At 40.7% G+C, this 21,859-nt stretch carries 15 protein-coding genes, 2 pseudogenes and 1 other annotated feature; of the genes and pseudogenes, 9 read left to right on the top strand and 8 right to left on the bottom strand.

The window, feature by feature from the left end; translation table 11 throughout:
• The first annotated feature begins 136 nt into the window (after positions 1-136).
• From L870_RS0115090 to L870_RS0115070, 4 genes and pseudogenes are all read left to right on the top strand, one after another.
• Positions 137-1,471 carry a sensor domain-containing diguanylate cyclase gene (locus tag L870_RS0115090; protein ID WP_028518845.1) on the top strand — a complete coding sequence of 445 codons (1,335 nt, stop codon included), beginning with the start codon at positions 137-139 and terminating at the stop codon, positions 1,469-1,471.
• A gap of 127 nt (positions 1,472-1,598) precedes the next feature.
• Positions 1,599-2,325 (top strand): annotated as a pseudogene (locus L870_RS18015) (ABC transporter ATP-binding protein); the annotation flags it as partial.
• Positions 2,326-2,714: 389 nt separating this feature from the next.
• Positions 2,715-3,179: an 8-oxo-dGTP diphosphatase gene (locus L870_RS0115075; RefSeq protein WP_028518844.1), complete on the top strand. Its 465-nt coding sequence runs from the start codon at positions 2,715-2,717 to the stop codon at positions 3,177-3,179.
• Positions 3,180-3,210: 31 nt separating this feature from the next.
• Positions 3,211-3,768, top strand: coding sequence for a hypothetical protein (locus L870_RS0115070; protein ID WP_028518843.1), 558 nt, complete (start codon positions 3,211-3,213; stop codon positions 3,766-3,768).
• 336 nt (positions 3,769-4,104) lie between these two features.
• Here L870_RS0115070 and L870_RS0115065 read toward each other — a convergent pair whose 3' ends face one another.
• The 6 genes and pseudogenes from L870_RS0115065 to L870_RS0115035 form a co-directional block, all read right to left on the bottom strand.
• Entirely contained in the window at positions 4,105-6,441 is a 2,337-nt protein-coding gene (locus tag L870_RS0115065; RefSeq protein WP_028518842.1) for an AMP-binding protein, read from the bottom strand.
• A 110-nt stretch (positions 6,442-6,551) separates the two neighbouring features.
• Positions 6,552-6,795, bottom strand: a binding site (T-box leader).
• A gap of 332 nt (positions 6,796-7,127) precedes the next feature.
• Positions 7,128-7,529: pseudogene (locus L870_RS0115060) on the bottom strand (cupin domain-containing protein); the annotation flags it as partial.
• Between the two features lie 39 nt (positions 7,530-7,568).
• Positions 7,569-8,084 (bottom strand): flavodoxin, encoded by a 516-nt coding sequence (locus L870_RS0115055; protein WP_028518840.1) that lies wholly within the window; start codon positions 8,082-8,084, stop codon positions 7,569-7,571.
• A gap of 16 nt (positions 8,085-8,100) precedes the next feature.
• The gene (locus L870_RS0115050) at positions 8,101-8,340 is read right to left on the bottom strand and encodes a hypothetical protein (RefSeq protein WP_028518839.1); all 240 of its coding nucleotides are present in this window, start codon (positions 8,338-8,340) and stop codon (positions 8,101-8,103) included.
• Between the two features lie 322 nt (positions 8,341-8,662).
• Entirely contained in the window at positions 8,663-11,293 is a 2,631-nt protein-coding gene (locus L870_RS19955) for a dockerin type I domain-containing protein (RefSeq protein WP_028518838.1), read from the bottom strand.
• Positions 11,286-11,846, bottom strand: coding sequence for an RNA polymerase sigma factor (locus L870_RS0115035; protein ID WP_028518837.1), 561 nt, complete (start codon positions 11,844-11,846; stop codon positions 11,286-11,288). Before L870_RS0115035 ends, L870_RS19955 begins: the two co-directional genes overlap by 8 nt.
• A 471-nt stretch (positions 11,847-12,317) precedes the next feature.
• On the opposite strand from L870_RS0115035, the gene L870_RS0115030 reads away from it, so the two are divergent.
• Positions 12,318-13,652, top strand: coding sequence for a sensor domain-containing diguanylate cyclase (locus tag L870_RS0115030; RefSeq protein WP_028518836.1), 1,335 nt, complete (start codon positions 12,318-12,320; stop codon positions 13,650-13,652).
• A 51-nt stretch (positions 13,653-13,703) separates the two neighbouring features.
• Here the strand turns inward: L870_RS0115030 and L870_RS0115025 are convergent, their stop codons facing one another.
• Positions 13,704-14,513, bottom strand: coding sequence for an MBL fold metallo-hydrolase (locus tag L870_RS0115025; RefSeq protein WP_028518835.1), 810 nt, complete (start codon positions 14,511-14,513; stop codon positions 13,704-13,706).
• The gene (locus L870_RS0115020) at positions 14,513-15,241 is read right to left on the bottom strand and encodes a DUF134 domain-containing protein (RefSeq protein ID WP_028518834.1); all 729 of its coding nucleotides are present in this window, start codon (positions 15,239-15,241) and stop codon (positions 14,513-14,515) included. The genes L870_RS0115025 and L870_RS0115020 overlap by 1 nt, the downstream gene beginning before the upstream one ends.
• 454 nt (positions 15,242-15,695) lie before the next feature.
• Between L870_RS0115020 and cas9 the strand changes: the two genes are divergently transcribed.
• Genes cas9 through csn2 form a run of 4 tightly spaced genes read left to right on the top strand, consistent with a single transcriptional unit; the run spans position 15,696 to position 21,731 of the window.
• Positions 15,696-19,862 carry a type II CRISPR RNA-guided endonuclease Cas9 gene (gene cas9, locus L870_RS0115015; RefSeq protein ID WP_028518833.1) on the top strand — a complete coding sequence of 1,389 codons (4,167 nt, stop codon included), beginning with the start codon at positions 15,696-15,698 and terminating at the stop codon, positions 19,860-19,862.
• A complete protein-coding gene (cas1, locus tag L870_RS0115010; RefSeq protein ID WP_028518832.1) occupies positions 19,859-20,743 on the top strand; it encodes a type II CRISPR-associated endonuclease Cas1 in 885 nt (294 codons plus the stop codon). The genes cas9 and cas1 overlap by 4 nt, the downstream gene beginning before the upstream one ends.
• Positions 20,744-20,745: 2 nt before the next feature.
• Positions 20,746-21,066, top strand: coding sequence for a CRISPR-associated endonuclease Cas2 (cas2, locus tag L870_RS0115005; protein WP_341349480.1), 321 nt, complete (start codon positions 20,746-20,748; stop codon positions 21,064-21,066).
• The gene (gene csn2, locus L870_RS0115000; RefSeq protein WP_028518830.1) at positions 21,063-21,731 is read left to right on the top strand and encodes a type II-A CRISPR-associated protein Csn2; all 669 of its coding nucleotides are present in this window, start codon (positions 21,063-21,065) and stop codon (positions 21,729-21,731) included. The genes cas2 and csn2 overlap by 4 nt, the downstream gene beginning before the upstream one ends.
• The last annotated feature ends 128 nt before the right edge of the window (positions 21,732-21,859 follow it).

The following is a 21,859-nucleotide window of genomic DNA, read 5'->3' as shown; positions in this document are numbered from 1 at the left end:
TACATCTGTATAAACAATGTGCTTTTATTGACATTTACAGCGATATGTTGTATAATAAGAGCAAAAGCTATCGAAATGCCGTCAGTATCATTAATCTGAGAGACTAATAAATGAGTGTTTAATTAAAGGAGAGCGTATGAAAGATGATAAGGAAGCATTAAGCCAGATCGCACTTACACTTGCACATCATTTTGACAGTCTGTATTATATTGACATAAATTCGGGAAAATATTCCGAATATATACCGGACAATCTTTTAAAAGAGATGGATATTCCGCGTCAGGGAGAGGATTTCTTTTCCGAAGTACAGGAAAACGCCTCAAAATGCGTTCATCCCGACGATCTTGAGCTTGTGATAAAACTTCATGACAAAGAAGCTATGCTCGACAGGCTTTACAGCAACAAGTCCTATTCTGTTGTATACCGACTTATTTTGCATGGGAATGTTATGCATATGCGGCATTTTGAACTAATGTGTGATGACAGGAAGCATATTATCTGCTGTCTGGAAAATATTGAGGAAGAATTCCGCAGAAAAGAAGAACAGGAAAAGGATCTGCAGTCTGCCAAACGTATGGCAAGAATGGACGCGCTGACAGGAATACGAAACAAGACCGCGTTCACGGAGTATATCACAGCTGTTGATGAGAGGATCAAAGCAGCCCCTGAGAGCTGTCATTTCGGCGTGATCATGTGCGATGTCAACGATCTTAAAAAGATCAACGATACCCGTGGACACAGCTTCGGAGATGAAGCGATACAGAGAACCAGCCGCCTGATTTGCGATATTTTCGATCACAGCCCCGTATTCAGAGTCGGCGGAGATGAGTTCGTCGTCGTACTGGATGGACGGGATTTTGATATGCGTGAACAGCTGCTTGCAAAGCTGCGGGAAGAATCCCTTGCCAATAAACGCTCGCGTTCGGGACCTGTGGTCGCTTGCGGAATGGCGGTTTTTGATCGTGACAGCGATGACAGCTTTGAAGCGGTCTACAAAAGAGCCGACATGGAGATGTACGAGAATAAAAACGAACTGAAATCCATGAAGATAGTCGATTATTTCATGGGAATGAACAGTATGGATATACCGATAAACGCCGAGAGAAAACGGCTTCTTGACGGTATGTTCGGCGCACTTTATACGGTCGCAGGCGATGGGTATGTTTATCTTAATGATCTGAAGCACGACTTCTCGCGCTGGTCGCTGGCTCTTGTAGATGATTTCGGTATGCAGTCGGAATATATGTATCATGCCGATAAATACTGGCAGAAGCATATCCACCCCGATGATATGAAGACCTACCAAGAAGCTATCGATGCCGTTCTATGCGGAAATGCAGAGGTCAGACCGATACGCTACCGTGCAAGGCGTGCCGACGGTACATACGCAGTTTGCTATACAAGAGGCTTCGTATTGAGCGACAAAGATGGTAATCCCGAATATTTCGGCGGTATAATTATTGCAGAATAAAAAAACTCTTCATTAGATTGAGAGTGACATATAAAACATTATACCGCACAGGGATACGTCCTTGTGCGGTATATTTATTTGCAACTTTGACTCCGGCAGTATCAAAGCCATAGTTCAACTACTATTTTACCGCAATGTTACGTTTGCCTATGGTGAAAAGGACGTGCTGAAAGATGTGTCATTCAAGTCCGATAAAGGTACAATGACTGCTTTTGGTAGGACCGTCTGGCGGCGGTAAATCAACTATCGCAAGTCTGCTGACACGTTTCTGGGACGTAAAGAGCGGAGAAATACTTCTGCGCGGTACGGATATACGAAAAATACCGCTTGCGGCGCTTATGGACAATATCAGTATGGTATTCCAGAGGGTGTATCTGTTTCAGGATACGGTCTACAACAATATCGCTCTGGGCAGACCCGACGCAAGCCGTGAAGAAGTCATCGAAGCGGCGAAAAAGGCTCGCTGTTTTGATTTTATTACGGAGCTTCCCGACGGCTTTGACACGGTTATAGGCGAGGGCGGCACAAGCCTTTCGGGAGGTCAGGCACAGCGGCTTTCTATTGCAAGGTGCATACTGAAAGATTCGCCTATTGTCATTCTTGATGAAGCTACAGCAAGTGTAGACGCTGACAATGAAAGCTATATACAACAGGCGATTTCCGAGCTTTGCAAAGGTAAAACATTGCTGGTAATCGCTCACAGACTCAACACGATCGCTCACGCTGATAACATCATGGTCATAAAGGACGGAGAGATAGCCGAGTCTGGCGATCATAAGAGTCTTATGGATATGGGCGGTATCTATTATAACATGGTGACAAAACGTGCAGTCAGCACGGGGTGGAAAAATTAAATCTGAAGGAGTATTTTTATGGAAAAGAAATTAGAGATCAAAGACCTTATCACGGTGGGGATTTTTACTGCACTTTATTTTGCGATAACATTTGTAGTCGCTTGCTTTTCTGGTACTATGCTTATGTATCAACTTCAATAGTAGAAATAATGTAATTGGAAGAATACTTAAATAAAGTAAGAGCTGATGAAAACAGCGGTCAGGAGAATTCCTGACCGCTGGCATTTTTATGTTGTTTATGGCTATATACATGAATTTGAAGCACATATATGAAAATAAGCGCTTAAATCCGGATTGCTTATTATTGGAGTTATAAAGTGTATGACCTTGCTTTTGTGATTTATCTGATGTATAATAAAAATGAAATATATCAGATCGGAGCAGGAAAAATGGACAGATCTTCAAAAATTGAACTGACAAATATGTGTCTTATATATGATGAAAAACGAGTTTTGGTGCAGGAGAAGCTTGGACTAAAAGAAAAGTATAAAGGTGGATTGGTATTTCCGGGTGGTCACGTTGAATCTGATGAATCTTTGTTAGATTCAGTCATCAGAGAAATGAAAGAGGAGACCGGATTAACGATATATAATCCGCAGCCTTGTGGGTTCAAGGACTGGATATTGGAGGACGGTACACGTTATATTGTTCTGCTATATAAGACAGATCAGTTCGAGGGAGAGCTTAAAAGCTCAGAAGAAGGCCGTGTATTCTGGCTTGACAGGGACAAGATCGGCAGCGCAAATCTAATATGGAATATGCGCGAGCTTATGCAGATATTCGAGACCGATGAATTCAGTGAGTTTTTCTTCAAGATACAGGACGGAAAATATAAAGGAGAACTGCTTGGATAAAAAAGGTTATTTTGAAAAGGGGCGAAGATAAATGAATGAGATAGATAAACTGAAACGCGCAAAGCTGTATATGGACAAGTTATCGGTAGGAGTTGATCCGAATTCTGGTATGCGTGTACATGAAGATGATATTGTTCGTGACAGCCGCGTTATAGCTTGCTTCGAGTATATTTCCCGTGTGCTTGAATGGGAGATAGAGGCTTTTGAAAACAGGGCTCCAATTGTTGAAAAGCCAAGACGCAGACGAGCGTTTATCAATGATAATCAGTTCGCACAGCTACAGCTAAATAACGGAGATTGTAAGGTGAGTGATATTGCAAACGAGGTGAACCGCGTTATTGCAGGAAATGAGACTAAGAAGTTTCAGGCAGTATGGATAAACGACTGGCTGGAAAGTATCGGTATGCTTTGCAGAAACACCGACGGGCAGCGCATTGCAACTGCTGAAGGCGGAGAGATAGGCATAACTTCTCACCTTAAAACGCGAGCTGATGGCGAGGAGTATTACCTCAATCTGTATTCAGTTCAGGCGCAGTCTTTTATTTATGATAACCTGAGAGCAATAATTGATCATCATTATGATCGGTAATTGACAAATACCGGCGTAAAACAAACAATTAATAGAGTTAAACCTTTAGTTCAGTAAAGGTCGGAATACAGAAAAATCATTTTTAATAGTAAACAAAGTTTCAGGCTCGATTTCAGCGCTTTTTACGAATTGTGAAAACGCTGAAATCGAGCCTTTTTTTACAAATTTAGAGCAGAGTAATGTATTGTTGAAAGAGGCGTTGTTTATAACTGAACGCCCTGAACTATATTCTGCTACAATACTTGCAAACAATGCTATGCCGAATGAAGTCAAACATTTACTTGTCTTTAGAATTGCCCTATATTAATGGCAGCTTGGCTGCAAATGCTTTTTATGTTATTTCTGATATTTTGTTTTATCCATTTCACGGATAGCAGCACGTCTGATCTTGCCGCTTCCCACAGTCTTTGGAAGTTCTTCAACGAACTCAACGACTCTTGGGTACTTGTAAGGTGCTGTTCTTTTCTTGACATAATCCTTGATCTCGCTCACAAGTGCCTCAGTGCCTGTTGTTCCCTTTGTAAGAACGATAGTTGCCTTTACGACCTGTCCGCGGACTTCATCGGGAACACCTGTTACAGCACATTCAAGCACATACGGGAGCTCCATCAGTACGCTTTCAATCTCGAATGGTCCGATGCGGTAGCCTGATGACTTGATAACGTCATCAACACGTCCGACATACCAGAAGTAGCCGTCCTCGTCCACCCATGCGGTATCTCCTGTATGATAGTAGCCGTCACGCCATGTTTCGGCAGTAGTTTCCTCGTCGCCGTAATAGCAGAGTGCGAGTCCCGGTACGCCCTCTTCCTTGAGTCTTATGCAGATCTCGCCTGTTTCACCGACTGCGGCAGGTGTACCGTCAGGAAGGAGCACCTGTACATCGTACTGAGGATTTGGTTTGCCCATGCTGCCAGGCTTTGGTTCCATACCAACAACGTTTGCGATAGAGAGAGTTGTTTCGGTCTGACCGAAGCCCTCCATGAGCTTTATGCCCGTTGCGCGCTGGAACTGATAGAATACCTCGGGATTAAGTGCTTCACCGGCTATGCAGGCATATTTAAGTGATGAAAGATCGTATCTGCCGAGATCCTCCTTGATGAAGAAACGGTACATAGTAGGAGGTGCGCAGAAGCTTGTTACATGGTATTTCTTGAACATAGGAAGTATATCATCAGCGTGGAAGCGGTCGAAGTCGTAAACGAATACAGCAGCCTCACACATCCACTGACCGTAAAGCTTGCCCCAGAGTGCCTTGCCCCAGCCTGTATCCGAGATAGTGAAGTGGAGACCGTTAGGATCGGCATTCTGCCAGTAACGTGCAGTGACATAGTGACCGAGGGGGTACTGATAGCTGTGGAGCACAAGTTTAGGATTGCCCGATGTACCTGAGCTGAAGAAGATGAGCATAGGGTCTGTGCCGCATGGAGTATCGTCGGTACGCTCGAAATGTGTGCTGTATGCAGAGAGCTCTGCGTTGAAATCACGCCAGCCCTCACGCTGACCGTTTACGAGTACCTTTGTCTTGAGCGAAGGTGAAACTGCGCAAGCCTTATCGACTTCGTCTGCCACATCGCCGTCAGCTGTACATACGATAGCAGATACCTGTGCGGAATTGAATCTGTATTCAAGATCGTGCTCCTTGAGCATATTAGATGCGGGGATAACGAGTGCACCGATGCGGTGAAGAGCGATTATTGAGAACCAGAACTGATAGTGACGCTTGAGTATAAGCATTACCTTGTCGCCCTTTTTGATGCCCAGTGACTTGAAATAGTTAGCAGTCTGACAGGAGTATTTCTTTATATCCTTGAATGTGAAGCGACGCTCATTTTTATTGACATCGACATAGATCATCGCAGTTTTATCAGGACATTTTTCTGCCATTGCGTCAACGATGTCGTATGCGAAATTGAATTTATCCTGATTTTCAAAGTTAACAGCGCTGAGGATACCCTCATCGTTGGTTTCACATTTTACGAATTTTTCTGCTACAGGGTGAAGCAGACCAGCCTTGTCAACATTTGTAAGATGATGCTCTGCGATATGCTCTTTGTATTCGGACATACCTGTTGAACCGTGAGGAGCCATTACAAATGCGTATATCTCGCAGTCCTCGCCGCCAAGAGCTATTTCATCATGGGGCATAGAGCTGTCATAGTAGATGCAGTCACCTTCGTTGAGTATCTCTGTATGAGAACCAACAGTCATACGCAGAGTGCCTTTGATAACGATATCCATTTCCTGACCTGCGTGGCTTGCCATATGAAGTGGCTGTGAAAGCGCCTCATCGGAATAGGGGATAACAACGTGGAAAGGCTCAACGGTCTTGTTCTTGAATTTTGAAGCAAGGCGGTTATATGCAAAGCCCTTTCTGCGGACGATAGGTACTCCTTCGCCCTTGCGGGTAACGGTATAGCCGCTCAGCTCAGGGCTGCTGCCCTCCATGAGATCTGTGATCTCCACATTGAATTTATTTGCGCACTTATATATAAAAGTAAAACTGAAATCCTGTTCGCCTGATTCAAGCTTTTTATATTCCTCAACGGAATAATCGGTTATAGCTGCCATTTCCTCTACCGAAATACCGAGATCCTCACGCAGATGTGAAATACGCTCTGCGACCTCTTTGATCCTTATCTCTGCATTTTGTAATTTCGACATTTCGCTCATAATAATCTCTCCTTTAAAAATAATTTAATACTGGAAAATGAAACGGGAGTTTAGAAATACTGTAAATGCTTTTACGGTAAAAAACAAAAAACCCGTCTCAAAGTTGATTTCTTTGAGACGAGTATCATAACCTGATTACCCGCGGTACCACTCAAATTGTGCCGCTATTGCGTAACACCACTTCAGACTCCAGCAAGTCCTATTCATTAACGCAGAATCACGGGAACGCTTACTGTAAATTTCAGCACTCCGGCTCAGAAGGGATACATAGTATTGCATGACACCGACTCACACCAACCATCGGCTCTCTGAAGACATTGGCAATTCTCTGCTTGGCTTCCTCATAGCTTATGTGTGTATTATATCACACGAAAATGGGTTTGTCAAGACCTTTTAAGAAAAAATTGAAAGACAAAAATGAATTGCACATTTTTATCCAGCTTTCGATGCTGATTGTCATTCCCGACTTGAATCGGGATTTCGGAAGGCTCTTGCCATATCTTCACATAAGTATCTGCCTCGAGATTTACTGATCCAGAACCTTGTATAAAATGCTTATAAGTGTTATTTCATCTGTTTGCTGCTTTAATCCGGTTAGTCTCTTGTATCATATACGTCAAGTCTGAACTGCGGGATATTTGTGCCGTCATTCCAAGTAATATATGTCTGCATGACTTTAAATCCATTTATTTCAATTTGTTGTAATCTTCACTGGAAACAGTTTCCAACCATTCTGTGCTGCTGTTCTCTTCCTCAATTTCAATTGCAAGGTGAGAGAACCATGAATCGGGTGCGGCACCGTGCCAGTGTTTGACATTAGCAGGGATATTTACAATATCACCTGCATGAAGCTCTCTCACTTCCATGCCCCATTCCTGATAATATCCACGACCGCCGACACATATCAGCATTTGACCACCGCCGCTTTTTGCGTGGTGGATATGCCAGTTATTGCGGCAAGCCGGCTCGAAGGTGACGTTGTATACTGAAAGCTGTTCAGTAGAAACAGGTGTAAGATAGCTCTGTCCGACAAAATAATCGCTGTAGGGGTTCGGCTCACCGATAGGGAAGAATACCTCGTTCTGATACATTTCTTTGCTCATAATATCAGCCATAATAATCCCCCCTCAGACAGATTTCTTCGCCCAGGCAGCTACTTTGCTTTCACTCTCGGCGGACTCAGCACCATGAATGGAAAGCCCTGCTTTTACTGCTGCGCCCTTGCAGAGATTTTTCAGGTCACGCTCACTGCTGCCCATACCGCTGCCCTCATTGGTGCAGAAAGGGATAACAGTCCTGCCCGTTAAATCGTACTTTTCAAGCAGCGTAAACATACACATCGGCATCGTACCCCACCAGTTGGGATAGCCTATAAATATAGTGTCGTAGTCCTCAAAGTTATTGGGGTATGCCTTGATCTCGGGACGAGCCTTGCTACGCAGTTCCTGCTTTGCTTCCTCAATACAGGTCATATAGCTTTCGGAGTAAGGCTTCATGGTATCGACCTCGAAAAGATCACCGCCGACTGCCTTTTGGATAAACTCCGCAACACGCTCGGTGTTGCCCTTGTCGATGTACTTCAAATCGCCTTTCCAATAATTTTCGCCCTTGCGAGAGTAATAAATGATAAGTATATTTGCCATAGTGATGACCTCCGTTTCATTGTTTTGGTTCTGTACACCAGATTACATAATCAAGTTTATCAAGAAGTGCCTGTTCTTTGTTGATAGAATCAAGGAGAGAACGTTTTGCGTTTCGCAGGATACGCACCTTTTCGGCACAGCAGTTCTTGTCACAGCACTCGGAAAGAAAAGCCTTGATTTGTTCATCAGTCATACCTGTCTGCGATAAACCCTCTGCAAGCTCCTTGTCGCTAATAGTTGTATTTAACACTTTCATTCTGTCACCCCGCAAAACAAAAAGAGTACAGGTTTATTTCCTGTACTCATTATAGCATGATTTATTCAATATGTAAAATGCTTATATCTTATACATATGTATGCTCAGAATGTATACTTTTGATATGTTCAAGAAATTTTCCTGCCGCCCCAGAATATGGGCTCAGCTTCTTCCACGCAAGCACTGAAGTGAACGACAGCTCAGGTATCAGCGTACGGAACGCAAATCGTGCAGGATCGAACATTGTCGTTGCACCCTCTATCGTCAGAACACAGGCTATTCCATGTCAGCAAGCGGGGCGGCGTTATTTTATAAAATATCATTAGTTAATGCTGCATAATCCGAGGAGTGATCTCTGTATTGTGAGAGCGTCTCCGTTTGTAACACCGTCACCGTCAACATCTGCAAGGCTCCAGCCTTCCTCGGTGATGTGATTGTCATCATTGCCGTTTATGCCGTATTTTGAAGGATTTGCCAGTGCCTGCATAATTAATACAGCATCTGAAAGATCAACTGTTCCGTCAATGTTTGCATCACCGCTTGCTCCTTTTGCCGCTGCCGGTGAGGAATAAACCTTATTATGGCTGTCGGAATCGTTCGGTGCTTCATCATTTTCCGTGATATAATCGGGCTCTTTTTCGTCATATTCTTTGTATTGCTGCTCAGGCTTTTTAGTGAAGCCAACATCGTGAGCTTTTATGAATGCTTCCATAAGTTCATCGGTTGTTCTCATATACCTCAATTCAGGATGCGCTTTTCCGTACTCCCAGATCGCTGTACACAAAGCATCTTTATCGCTGTACTGAGGTTCAAGCAAATCAAGGATATACATTCTCATACACTTTGTTTCCACATAATCACAGCTTATACCGTTATTATTGAAATCAAAATTGTTTTTGTAATTATAGATCGCTTCCTGTGAAATATTTATATCTGCAACAACTTCGGGATGGCGTCTGGCAAGAGAATTAAAAATATCATTTTCAATACCCATGTATGCCCAGTCTATATCATCAAGAAGGTAATAGTCTAAAAAGTCTATTTTACCGTCAAGATTCATATCAGGCTCGGGAGTGATACCTGCCTTGACATTTTTATAGTATGTGACGAATGCTTCCTGTACATCATTCTCAGTGTAATTATTGCGTTTTTCATATTCTTCGATCAATGACTTGTATTTTTCGGCACCCGGACCGTATCTGTATGAATAATCTTCAAATACTCCAAGAATATTGAATAATGATCCATTGTTGTCGGTGTCCGCACCCATAAAGCAAGCTTCGTAACGATAGTGTGCAAAGTGATTTTTCTCATAATATACGGGATCAAAGTATTTCGAATCTACCTCATTTTTTAACAGATAATTCTTTGCCATATCTCTGATCACAGAATTATCGGAATCATAATATAATTCCATTGCACTCAAAAAATCACGGGCATTGTTCCATTCGCTTTCAGTAATTGGATTATCCGGTGATTCTCTTAATTCAGCAGGATAATTTTCAAAGTAGCTTGGTTTCGGGTGTTTATATGCGTAATATAACTTTTGTGCATCCTCTGAAGTTAAATAAGTATCAACATAATATTGCAGAAGCACTATATCATCGAAATCGTAAACACCGTCAGAATTGATATCTGGATCAGCCGCACCCTTGTTTATAAGCTCATCGGCATATTCCTGTTTAAGATTGATGAAAGGTATAACATAGTTTTTCAAGTCGCCGATAAAACTGTAAAATTCACATGAAAAAGTCTTATTACAGAAGAAATCCATATTCTCTCTGTATACGCCGTCCTCATCATAGTAATAAGCGTCTTCAAGGTCATCTGCTGTGAAAAGTCTGTATGTTCCGTCGTCATTTTTTACATACAAACAAGTCTTGAACATTTCATTGCCATTCCACTGTGTAATATCCTTGATCTGCTCCTTTACCACATCAATAGGAAGAGGGTCATAATATTCGTCAGGACAGTTTTCTACATAGTATCTCGCATCGAAATATTCAGGCTCCATGCTGCAATATGTGAAATAATAAGCTGCAAAATATCTGTAATCAAGCCAGAAAGGAAGCTCATAAAAATCAATTCCCTGTATAGTTACGACCTCTTCGGCTTCGTTTTCTCTCTTTTTGGTCATTGAATCATATTTATCCTTTATATAGTCGGGAACTGTGCCGTCAGGACCGTATTCACAGCGATACATAGCGTATACATCGAATATATCGACCTTTCCGTCACTGTTAAGGTCTAAATCAACATTGCATTCATCTAAGAATTTCTTTGTACATGAAGCTGTCGGAGATTCTTCGAGTACAGTTTCTGCGTGTACCGGGGCCGGAGATGTTGTACCCGAAATGGTCATAAGTGCAGCTAAAGCTGCGGCATATTTTCTCATAATAATACTCCCTTCGTATTCATCGTTATATTCAGGCACAGCTGTAGTTACGGTGCTTACAGCTGCCGTTCCTGTTTCCCTGCCTGCGGAAGTTAAATTCGTAACAGTAAGTGCAGGCATAGCTGCTGTTTGTACTTGAGTGTTCTGTACTGTTTGTTCTTGTGGGGGCTGTGCTGTTTGTATTTGGCTGTTCTGGAATATTGTACTTGTTTTTGAATAAGAAACGGAAGTCTGAGTTGAAGCCGCAGGGCTCTGAGCGTTCAAGGACGTTGTTGCTGCTGTATAAGACTGGCTGATATCGGAGGATATTACAGGCGATGCAGTAGTGACTGCTGTTGTGATCTCCTCTGTAACAACAATGTCTTCGGAAACGACCTGTTTTCTTTGCGGACTGATTGTATTAAAAATACCTGTAGCGCCAAGAGCTATAAATATTGCTGCGGCAGTAGCAGGGAGTGCATAGCAATGATGTATTGTGGGCTTGTGTTTGCAGTCGGCTTCTTCAATGAGATCAGCATCTATATTATTGATTCCCTTGTATAATTTCAGATCACTCATCTATATAACCTTCTTTCTGCAAAAATGCTTTTAGTTTTTTTCTTACTCTGAAAAGATATGTAGCCACGGTTTTCACGTTCATATCGTAAAATTCTGCTATATCCTCTACGGATTCGGAATACCAGTATCGCCTCACGAATACCTTACGGTATTTTTCGGGCTGACTCTTCAGAAATCCGCTTATCGCTCTGCCGAGCTGCTCGTCGGATAATGTTTTTTCAATACTTTTACCGTCAGGTATGCATTCCGCAAGTTCGTCCAGAGATACGGAAAAATCCGAATTCCTTTTTGCTGCGCTGTTGTATTTTTTTCGGTTCAGCGCACAGTTTTTCACGAGTCTGCAAAGGTATACTTTCAGATTATCCGGTTTATTGGGGGGGATAGAACTCCAGACATCCATATAGGCAGAATTCACGCATTCTTCCTGGTCTTCCTTCAGAGAAAGAATATTTCCCACAATATAGAAACACAGCTTTTCATAGCTTTGTTTCATTTCTTCAATAGCTTTTTCGTCTCTTTCAAAAAGCAATTTGATAATTGATGCATCATTCAAAAGGTCAGCCTCCTTTCCTGAGGTCCTCTGTATATAAAGACAACATTCGGAAAATAATATTTCACTTTTTTCAAATTTTTTTCTGAGCTCTTTATTCCTGATCTGTTTCGAATTCAGAATTTTTCCGGATCGATCTTTTGTATGTTGTCTTTCTGAACTATATTCAAGGCAGTATACGCCTTACGGCGGTTATTGAGTACAGATTAATTATACCATAGACAGATTGGGGATTCAAGAAAAAGATCAGCAAGCTTTCTGCGGCAAGAGAGTAAAATATGCGATTTGTTAATGTTGTTTGACATTGGAGATGAGAATTCATTTCGTGAAGGAAAGGTAAAATATAAATATTATTTTATAATTGACTTTTTTAGTAATATGATGTATAATTTATAAAAAGTGTTGTTTAAAATTCACATTAGATCAAGGTTTTTATTAAACTATCCAATATAAGTTCAGACAGAGGAGGAGCGTATGAAAGATAATCAGGAAGCTTTAAACCAGATCGCACTTACACTTGCACACCATTTTGACAGCCTTTATTATGTTGATATAAAATCGGGAAACTATTATGAGTATATGCACAACAGCCTGCTTGAAGGTTTGAATATTCCAAGTCAGGGAGAGGATTTTTTTGCTGAATCCCGGAATAACGCGCCTAAATGTGTCCACCCCGATGACCTTGAGCTTGTTATTAAGCTGCATGACAGAGAAGCTATGCTCAGCCGGCTTTCGAGGGACAAGTCCTATTCTGCTATGTACAGACTTATTCTTCAGGGAAAGATAGTTCATATGCGCCATTTTGAGATAATGTGCGATGATCAGAAGCATATCATCTGCTGCCTCGAAAATATAGAAGAAGAATTCCGCCAGAAGGAAGAGCAGGAAAGGATACTGCAATCCGCCAGACGTATGGCAAGAATGGACGTTCTGACAGGGATACGAAACAAAAATGCGTTTACTGAGTATATTGTGACAGTTAACGAGAAAATCAATTCCACCTCGGAAAACTATTATTTTGGAATTATCATGTGTGATGTCAATGACCTCAAAAAAATAAATGATACCCGAGGACACAGCTTCGGAGATGAAGAGATACAGAGAACGAGCCGACTGATATGCGATATTTTCGACCACAGCCCTGTATTCCGAGTTGGCGGTGACGAGTTCGTTGTTGTACTTGACGGACGGGATTATGATATGCGTGAACAGCTGCTTGCAAAGCTGCGCGAAGAATCAGTTGCAAATAAGCTGTCACGTTCGGGGCCTGTTGTCGCATGCGGTATGGCGGTCTTTGAACGTGATACCGATGACAGCTTTGATTCGGTATATAAAAGAGCTGATAAGCGGATGTACGAGCATAAAAAAGAATTGAAATCCACGAAAATAGTCGATTATTTCACGGAAATGAACAGTATGGACATACCGATCAGCGCTGAGAGGAAACGTGTGCTTGACAGTATATTCGGTGCGCTGTATACTGTTATTGGTGAGGGATATGTTTATCTGAATGATATGAAACATGATTTCTCACGCTGGTCGCTGTTGTTGGTAGACGATTTTGGTATGAAGTCTGAATATATGTATCACGCTGATAAATGCTGGCAGGAGCATATCCACCCTGACGATATGAAGATCTACAAAGATGCGATCGACGCTGTGCTTTGCGGAAATGCCGAGGTCAGACCCATACGTTACCGCGCAAGGCGTGCTGACGGTACATACGCAGTATGCCATACAAGAGGCTTCGTATTAAGCGATAAAGACGGTAATCCCGAATATTTCGGCGGTATTATTGTTACAGAATAAAAACCCCCTCATTAATTGAAGTAAGAATGCTTCATTTAATGAGGGGATTTTTTATATGATCTGTTCTCCGCTGTGCAGAGCAATGAGCTTATCGCCCATTACCTCTTTCATAAGCTCGAACGCAGGAATGCCTGTGCAGTGACCGCTGTAAAATATGGTATCAAGGCGTGAAAGCTCCTGTGCTGTCTGAACGATGACAGACTTTTCTTCCTCAGTATGTTCGCCGTCCTTTTTCATCATATGGAATCCAGTGATAACATAGTCGGGAGCGTTGCCGAATATCTCTCTGTATCGGTCAAGGATATTGAGGATACCGTTATGTGAACAGCCCGACAACAGCCAGAGCTTACCGTCCTGCTTTATGACAAGGCATTGCTCATGGGCGAAATCATCGGGAACTTTTTCGCCATTTTCAATGCTGGACAGCCTGTGATTTCCTTGTGGATAGCAACGCCTGCCGGTGATACCGCTGAACAGGAACAGCTCATCATCAAGCCTGACATCGCCTTCTATCAGCCGCACATTCGGCAGGTCAAGAATAGCTTTGTCGATGCCTATATAGCGTTCACCGTTGTAGTGGGGCTCGGCAGCTTTACTCTGCATTATTATCTGTGCAGTATGGTTTATCTGCGAGAACGGTATAATTCCGCCGGAATGATCGTAGTGACCGTGGCTTAGTATCACAGTATCGACCGTGGAAAGATCAATGCCGAGAACGTCAGCATTCTTCATAACTGCATCGGTTTGTCCTGTATCAAGCAGCAGCTTGTGCTTTTCAGTTTCAGTATATAGAGAAAGTCCATGCTCGGCGATACAATCCTCATGTCCGCAGGTATTCTCTACAAGGGTTACAATTCTCATCAGTGATTACCGCAGGAGTGACTGCCGCAGCCGTGGTCTCCGCAGGAATGTCCCTCGCCGTGCTCGTGGTGGTGGTCACAGGTGGGATTGGAGTTCTTAGCAAGTGTCTGCGCGAGGAAAGCCGAAACTGCTTCGTCAGCACTGCCCATATTTCCGCCGTAAAGAGCAATACCTGCCTCCTGCATAGCCATTTGTGCTCCGCCGCCGATACCGCCGCAGATAAGCACGTCAGCCTGCGCGTTTTTCAGGAATCCTGCAAGTGCGCCGTGTCCTGCGCCCATTGTTCCGACTACCTGCTCGTTGATTATTTTGCCGTCAGCAACGTCGTAGAGCTTGAACTGTTCAGTCCTGCCGAAATGTTGAAAGATCTGTCCGTTTTCATAAGTTACTGCGATTCTCATAATAGTGTTTCCTTTCTGAGTTATCTCTTCCGAGATAGTGTTTTCAAGAGTGTAATTCCCGCCCGAAATTACAATGCGTCTGCCCTCCACCAGAGCCTGTGCAAGCTTTTTCCTTGCGGCGTCGTATATCGCCGTGACGGTAGTTCTTGCTACGTTCATCTCTTGAGCGCACTGCTCCTGCGTCTTTGACTGATAATCTATGAGACGTATGGTCTCAAACTCGTCAAGCGACATTACTATCGTATCATTTGCCTTATCTTGATCGGGCGCAAAGCTCCAGAAATCAGGATAACAGCAGATACGGCGTGATTTTTGTGGCCTTGGCATAATAGCATCTCCTTTCTGACTTATGTCAATTATACCACGATTATTGACTTATGTCAAGTTCGGCTTTACGTAGTATTTGTTGGAACTGATAAATGCAGTAAAACGGGACAGGCGAGCAGCCGATATGTTTTTTATGTGTAAATTCATTCAGTGTTACTATTAATGTACTGAACAAATACATTTATCTATATGTGCACAATCGCTTGGAATGTTCAAAAAAGTTACAAATTTATATTGAAATACGACATTAAACATGATATAATAAATTAATAGAATGAAAAAATAGAATGAAAAAACAAAAAATCCTTGCTAATTAGCAAGGATCAATGCACAACACTTGTGCGAACGGTAAAACCGAACGATTTGAAAAAATTTTTATTTGAACTCGTAGTGTAATTTTATAGGGTAGTAATTCCTATATGTTTATACTACCACAAAAAAGGAGGTTTGTCAAGTGGCAAATGAAAGAATATACTTAGGACTTGATATCGGATCAAATTCAGTAGGCTGGGCAGTAACAGACGGAGAATATAATTTAAAGAAATTCAGGAAAAATCTCATGTGGGGAGTACATCTTTTTGATGAAGCTCAGCAATCAGCTGATAGAAGATCATTCAGAACAGCTCGCCGCAGGCTTGACAGACGACAGCAAAGAATAAAACTCTTACAGGAATTGTTTGCAGCAGAAATACTGAAAAAGGACGAAAAATTCTTTTCGAGGCTTGAAGAAAGTGCTTTGCTTCCTGAAGATTCGGAAAACAGAAAAAACAATATCTTTTTTGATGATGAAAATTACGGCGATAAGGAGTATTTCAGTGAATATCCTACCATACATCATCTTATCTGTGAGCTTATGAACAGCTCTGAATATCATGATGTAAGATTGGTTTATTATGCCTGTGCATATCTTCTTGCACACAGGGGACATTTTCTTTTCAATGTAAAAAAGGATAATATTGATGAAATAACAGACTTTAACGAGATATACAAGAACTTTTACAGAGCTCTTACCGAAGCAGTTGAAATTCCTCCTTTTGATGAGGACGCAGATGGAATGGCTGTAATACTTAAAAAGCATATTAATCAGTCATCTAAGGATAAGGAACTGAAAGAACTGCTATTCGGCGGAAAAGTTCCTAAAAAAGATGATGAAAGTGATGCTGCGATTAAATATGATCAGCTCACAAAGCTCATAAGCGGTGGTACTGTAAAGCTGTCCGATCTGTTCTGTAAAGACGATTACAAGGATCTCGAAAAGAACTCGGTATGCGTTAAAAATGCAGATTTTGCAGATACCCTCGATATGCTCACAGGTCAGATAGATGACCTGCATTTAAATCTGCTCGCAGGCGTAAAAGCTATGTATGAATGGTCGCTTCTGGTTGATATTCTTCACGGTCATAAAATGATATCAAAATCAAAGGTCGAAATATATGATAAGCACAAAAAGGATTTGCAGGAGCTTAAATACTTTGTCCGTAAATATATTAAAAAGGATTATGATGAAATATTCAGATTAGCAGGTGATAAAGCAAACTATGCCTCCTATGTTTATAATCGGAAAAATGTTATTGATAAAAATGTCGCTCCAAATTTTAGTAAAAATGATGCGTCAAATGACAGGAAAAGTCAATTCGCATTTTGCAAGTTTCTGAAACCATATCTTTCTAAAATAACTCCGGCCGCCGAAGATAAAGAACGTTACGAAAAATTAATGAAAAAGTGCGAGGATGGTGAACTCTGCCCTAAACAAGTCACTACAGATAACAGAGTAATCCCATATCAGCTTTACTATGCCGAGCTGAAAAAGATACTGGAAAATGCCTCAAAATATTTGCAATTTCTTAATGAAAAAGATGAATACGGTACTGTAGCCGACAAGATATTGAGTATAATGGAATTCCGTATACCTTACTATGCAGGGCCGCTGGTCGGAACTGACAGAAGTAAAAATGCATGGCTGAAACGTAAGGCAGAGGGTAAGATATATCCGTGGAATTTCGATGATATGGTGGACAAAGAAGAATCTGAAAAGGAATTTATTGATCGCATGGTCGGAAACTGCTCGTATATAGCAGGCGAAAAAGTGCTTCCTAAGTATTCACTGCTTTACTGTAAGTTCAGTGTTCTGAATGAGATAAACAATATTAAAGTCAATGGTGAACCTATTCGTGTTGAATTGAAGCAGAAATTATATCAGGATAAGTTTGCAGACAGCAAAGCAAAGGTTACGAAAAAGCGTATCGCTGAGTATTTCAAGTCCATCGGAGCATACGAAGGAGAAATAGAAATAAGTGGTATTGACGATAATATCAAGTCATCATTGAAGTCATATCATGATTTCAAGCGACTTATGGAAAGAGGTTTGCTCAATGAAAACGATGTTGAGAATATAATTGAGCGTATAACTGTTACCACTGATGTAAAGCGTTTGAAAAAATGGCTGAAATATAATTACGAACATTTGCCTGACGAGGAAATAAAGTATATCTCAAAGCTGAAATATACTGATTATGGCAGACTTTCAAGGCGTTTTCTTGAAGAATGCTTCTGTGACCCTGTTACAGGAGAAGCTTTATGTGAGAAAAACATAATTACAGAGCTTTGGGAAAACAAGGATAATGACAATCTCATGCAGATTTTAAGCTCGAAGTATAACTATTCAAATGCTATTGAAACTATTAACAATGATTACTACGATCAGCATGAGGAAGAAAAAAGTATCAGTAAGCGTTTGGAGAATATGTATATCTCGACTGCGGTAAGGCGTTCTATAAACAGAACTCTCGATATTGTAAAGGAACTGAAAACAATATTAAAAAAATCTCCCGATAAGATATTCATAGAAATGTCAAGAGGCGAAGGAGATACTCCAAAAGGAAAGCGCACTCAGTCGCGTCGTGAGCAGATAACAAAATTCCTTGAAGAAGCCGATTCGGATAATATTTCTGAACTGAAACAGAAGCTGGACAGCACTGATGACGGACTGCTTCGCAGTGAGAAGTATTTCCTGTATTTCATGCAGCTCGGAAAGTGTGCATATACCGGAAAATCTATCAATTTTGATGAGCTTGAAGATAACCATAAATGGAACATTGATCATATCTGGCCGCAGGCAAAAATAAAGGACGACAGTATTGATAACAAGGTGCTTGTAGATACTAATGCTAATGGAGCAAAAGGTGATACTTATCCTATTGATAAAAAAATACGGGAGAAAATGCAGGGATTCTGGCACAGCCTTCGTGAAAAAGGACTTATGAGCGAAAAGAAATATTCCCGTCTTATTCGCAGCACTCAGTTTACAGAAGATGAATTAGCCGGATTTATCGCCCGTCAGCTTGTGGAAACAAGACAGTCTACCAAAGCTGTCGCAGCCATTCTGAAGGAGCTTTTACCAGACAGTGAGATAGTATATGTCAAGGCGGGGCTTGTATCTGAATTCAGACAGGAAATGGATATGCTCAAATGCCGTGAGATAAACGATCTCCACCACGCTAAGGACGCATATCTGAATATAGTAATGGGAAATGTGTATGACACAAAGTTTACAAAATCTCCTCTGAACTTCGTACAAAGTGGTGAACGCTATTCTATGAAGCTGTTCAAAAAGGATCAGGACGGAAAGGAAAGCGGTCTGCTGACAGGAAAGGTTCAGCGCGGTGATAACCTCGCATGGGATCCCGACGTTTCGTTTAAGACAGTGCGGGATATGATGGGCAAAAACAGTATCAGGTATGTGAGATATACCTATAAGCGCAAGGGTGGTCTTTTCAATCAGATGCCCGAGCGTAAAAAGAAGGGGCTCGTTCCGCGTAAAAACGGACTTGATACTGAAAAATACGGCGGATATAACAATAAAACCGCATCATTTTTCTCATTAGTAAAGATTAAAAATGATATTGTTTTTATTCCTGTTGATTTAATTGATTCTGATAAATTTTTAAATGATGAAAAAAGTGCAATAGAGGTTGCATTAACGGCTTTAAAAGAGTTTTATTCACCCAAAAAACTGACAGGGGTTAATTCAGATGATTTAGTCTTTCCATTAAAAAGAAGTATTATAAAAATAAATACTATGATTGAAATCGATGGATTCAGAATCAATATATGCAGCAAAGACAGTAAAGGAAAATATATTTCTGTTTCATCGGCTGTTCCTTTGATTCTTGATAATAAACAAAATCTATATATTAAAAAAATCGAATCCTTCAAGAAAAAATATGACAGTGATAAAAACTATAAAATTAATAAGTATAGTGGAATTTCATCAGCCGGAAACATTGAGCTGTATGATTGCCTCACAGAAAAATGTTTGAATGTGCCGTTCAATAAATGGAAGAAGTTCAAAGAAGCAGGTGATATATTAACAGAAGGAAAAGAAAGGTTTGCTGCTTTGGATATTACATCTCAGACACTGTCTCTGCTGAAAGTATTATCAATATTGAAAACAGGGCGTTCATCAAATTGTGATCTTAGTTTCGTGGGGGGAGTTGCTAATTTTAATACAGTAAGGTTTAATTCAATATTGGATCTTAAAAAGAACAAAAGCGTTTATATTATTGATCAGTCTCCTACAGGTCTTTATGAAAAGAAGTCTGTAAATCTGCTTGAGCTATGAGCTGGCGTACTGTTGTTATATCCAAAAGAGCCAAACTTGATATGAAAACGGGTTATCTCGTCGTAAGGAGTGAAGATGAAACAAACAGAATAAACCTTGACGAGATATCCGTACTCATAATAGAGAATACAGCCGTTTCTATCACGGGCTGTCTTATTGCTGCTCTTACGGATAAGAAGATAAAGGTGATTTTCTGCAATGAGAAGCGTGATCCCACCTGTGAACTTGTCGCACTTTACGGAAGTCACGATACATCTGCAAAGCTGAGAAAGCAGATAAAATGGGACAATGATGTAAAAGCATATATATGGTCAGAAATAATTGCTGAAAAAATAAGGAAGCAGACAGAATTTCTTGAAGAACTTAAAAAGAATGAAGAAGCTGTAATGCTGAGAAAATATATCGAAGAGCTTGAACTTGGAGATGTTACAAACCGAGAAGGACACGCTGCAAAGGTATATTTTAATGCGCTTTTTGGAAAGGAATTTACAAGAAGTCAGGAATGCATTACAAATGCTGCACTTAATTATGGCTACAGTATTATTCTTTCGTATTTCAACAGGGAGATCACTGCACACGGTTATGTTACGCAGCTTGGCTTATTTCACAGCAATATGTTCAATCACTTTAATTTTTCATGCGATCTTATGGAGCCTTTCAGAGTTATCGTTGACAGATGTGTGGTCGATAATGGATTTACGAAATTTGAAAAGGACGAAAAACACATACTTGTAGGTTTGCTGAATTCGACCGTTTACATTAACGGCACAGAGCAGTACCTCGGAAACGCAATTAAGTTATATTGCAGAAGTGTTTTTGATGCGCTGAATGATAATGATGCTTCACAGATAACATTCTATTCCTTAAAAAAGAAGGGATAAAAGTGAGTTACAGATTTATGAGAGTTATAGTATTTTTTGACCTTCCTGTGATAACTGCTGAAAACAGGCGTGATTATAACCGTTTCAGAAGATTTCTGATAAAAAACGGATTTATAATGCTTCAGGAATCGGTATATTGCAGAATGGTTCTTAATCAGACGGTTGCAGGCACTGTTCTTAATGTAATAAAGAACAACCGTCCTCCTCATGGGCTTGTGCAAGTGCTTAATGTTACGGAAAAGCAATTTGAGAAAATGGAGTTTATTACAGGCAGCTTTAAAAGCGATGTGATAGACAGTGATGAAAGGCTTGTGATATTATGATGATAGCATATCCTGCGGCTGATATATGCTGTGAGCTTAATGAAGATAAAATACTGACACTAACTATAGAAAATCAGCATTTATTCTACAGTATTATTAATGATATACAGACTCAGCTCGAAGGAAATGACGGAAAATTCGTGCTTTCCGAAAACTTTCAGCCGCTGGATATGCGTAAATATATCGAGCTTATTACTCAGCTTGTCCCTTTTACCGTCAATCAAAAGGAACTTGTAAGCAAACTTCATTTTCTTTTGAAAAGGAAAGCTGTTGACGAGATAATGTATCAGTCAACACATGAGATAATTTCAAAAATTTCGGAATATCTTTATAAGCTTACGGAGGAGCAGGATATGGAGCTTGCAATAAATGCTCCTGATGATATAGCGGGTATCCTTAAAGCATTTGATGTGAGGTTTGAGGATAATGATATGTCTCTGCCCGAAAAAATACTGGAATATACTATTACGTCAAACGAATTAAAAGGGACAAAGCTGTTTATAATTGTTAATTTAAGAAGCTATTTGACTGATGCTCAAGCCGAACAGCTTTTTCAAAGTATGCTCTTAAAGAAATTACAGCTTATATGTATAGAAAGCTCAGAACATGAGCGGTTGAAGAATGAGGAGGTGATAATAATAGATAAAGATATGTGTATTATCTGAAATTGTTGACTTTTAATAGATTTTGACATATAATATAGGTGATATCTTATAAAATTATGCTGATGAGTAGTGTCATTATCTTGAATTTGAGGTTTGAGAGTAGTGTAATTTTATAGGGTAGTAAAACA

The organism is Ruminococcus flavefaciens ATCC 19208 (assembly GCF_000518765.1).
GTDB lineage: Bacteria > Bacillota > Clostridia > Oscillospirales > Ruminococcaceae > Ruminococcus > Ruminococcus flavefaciens.
The sequence above is the reverse complement of the archived record's forward strand: the minus strand, read 5'-3'. Positions and strand labels throughout refer to the sequence as shown.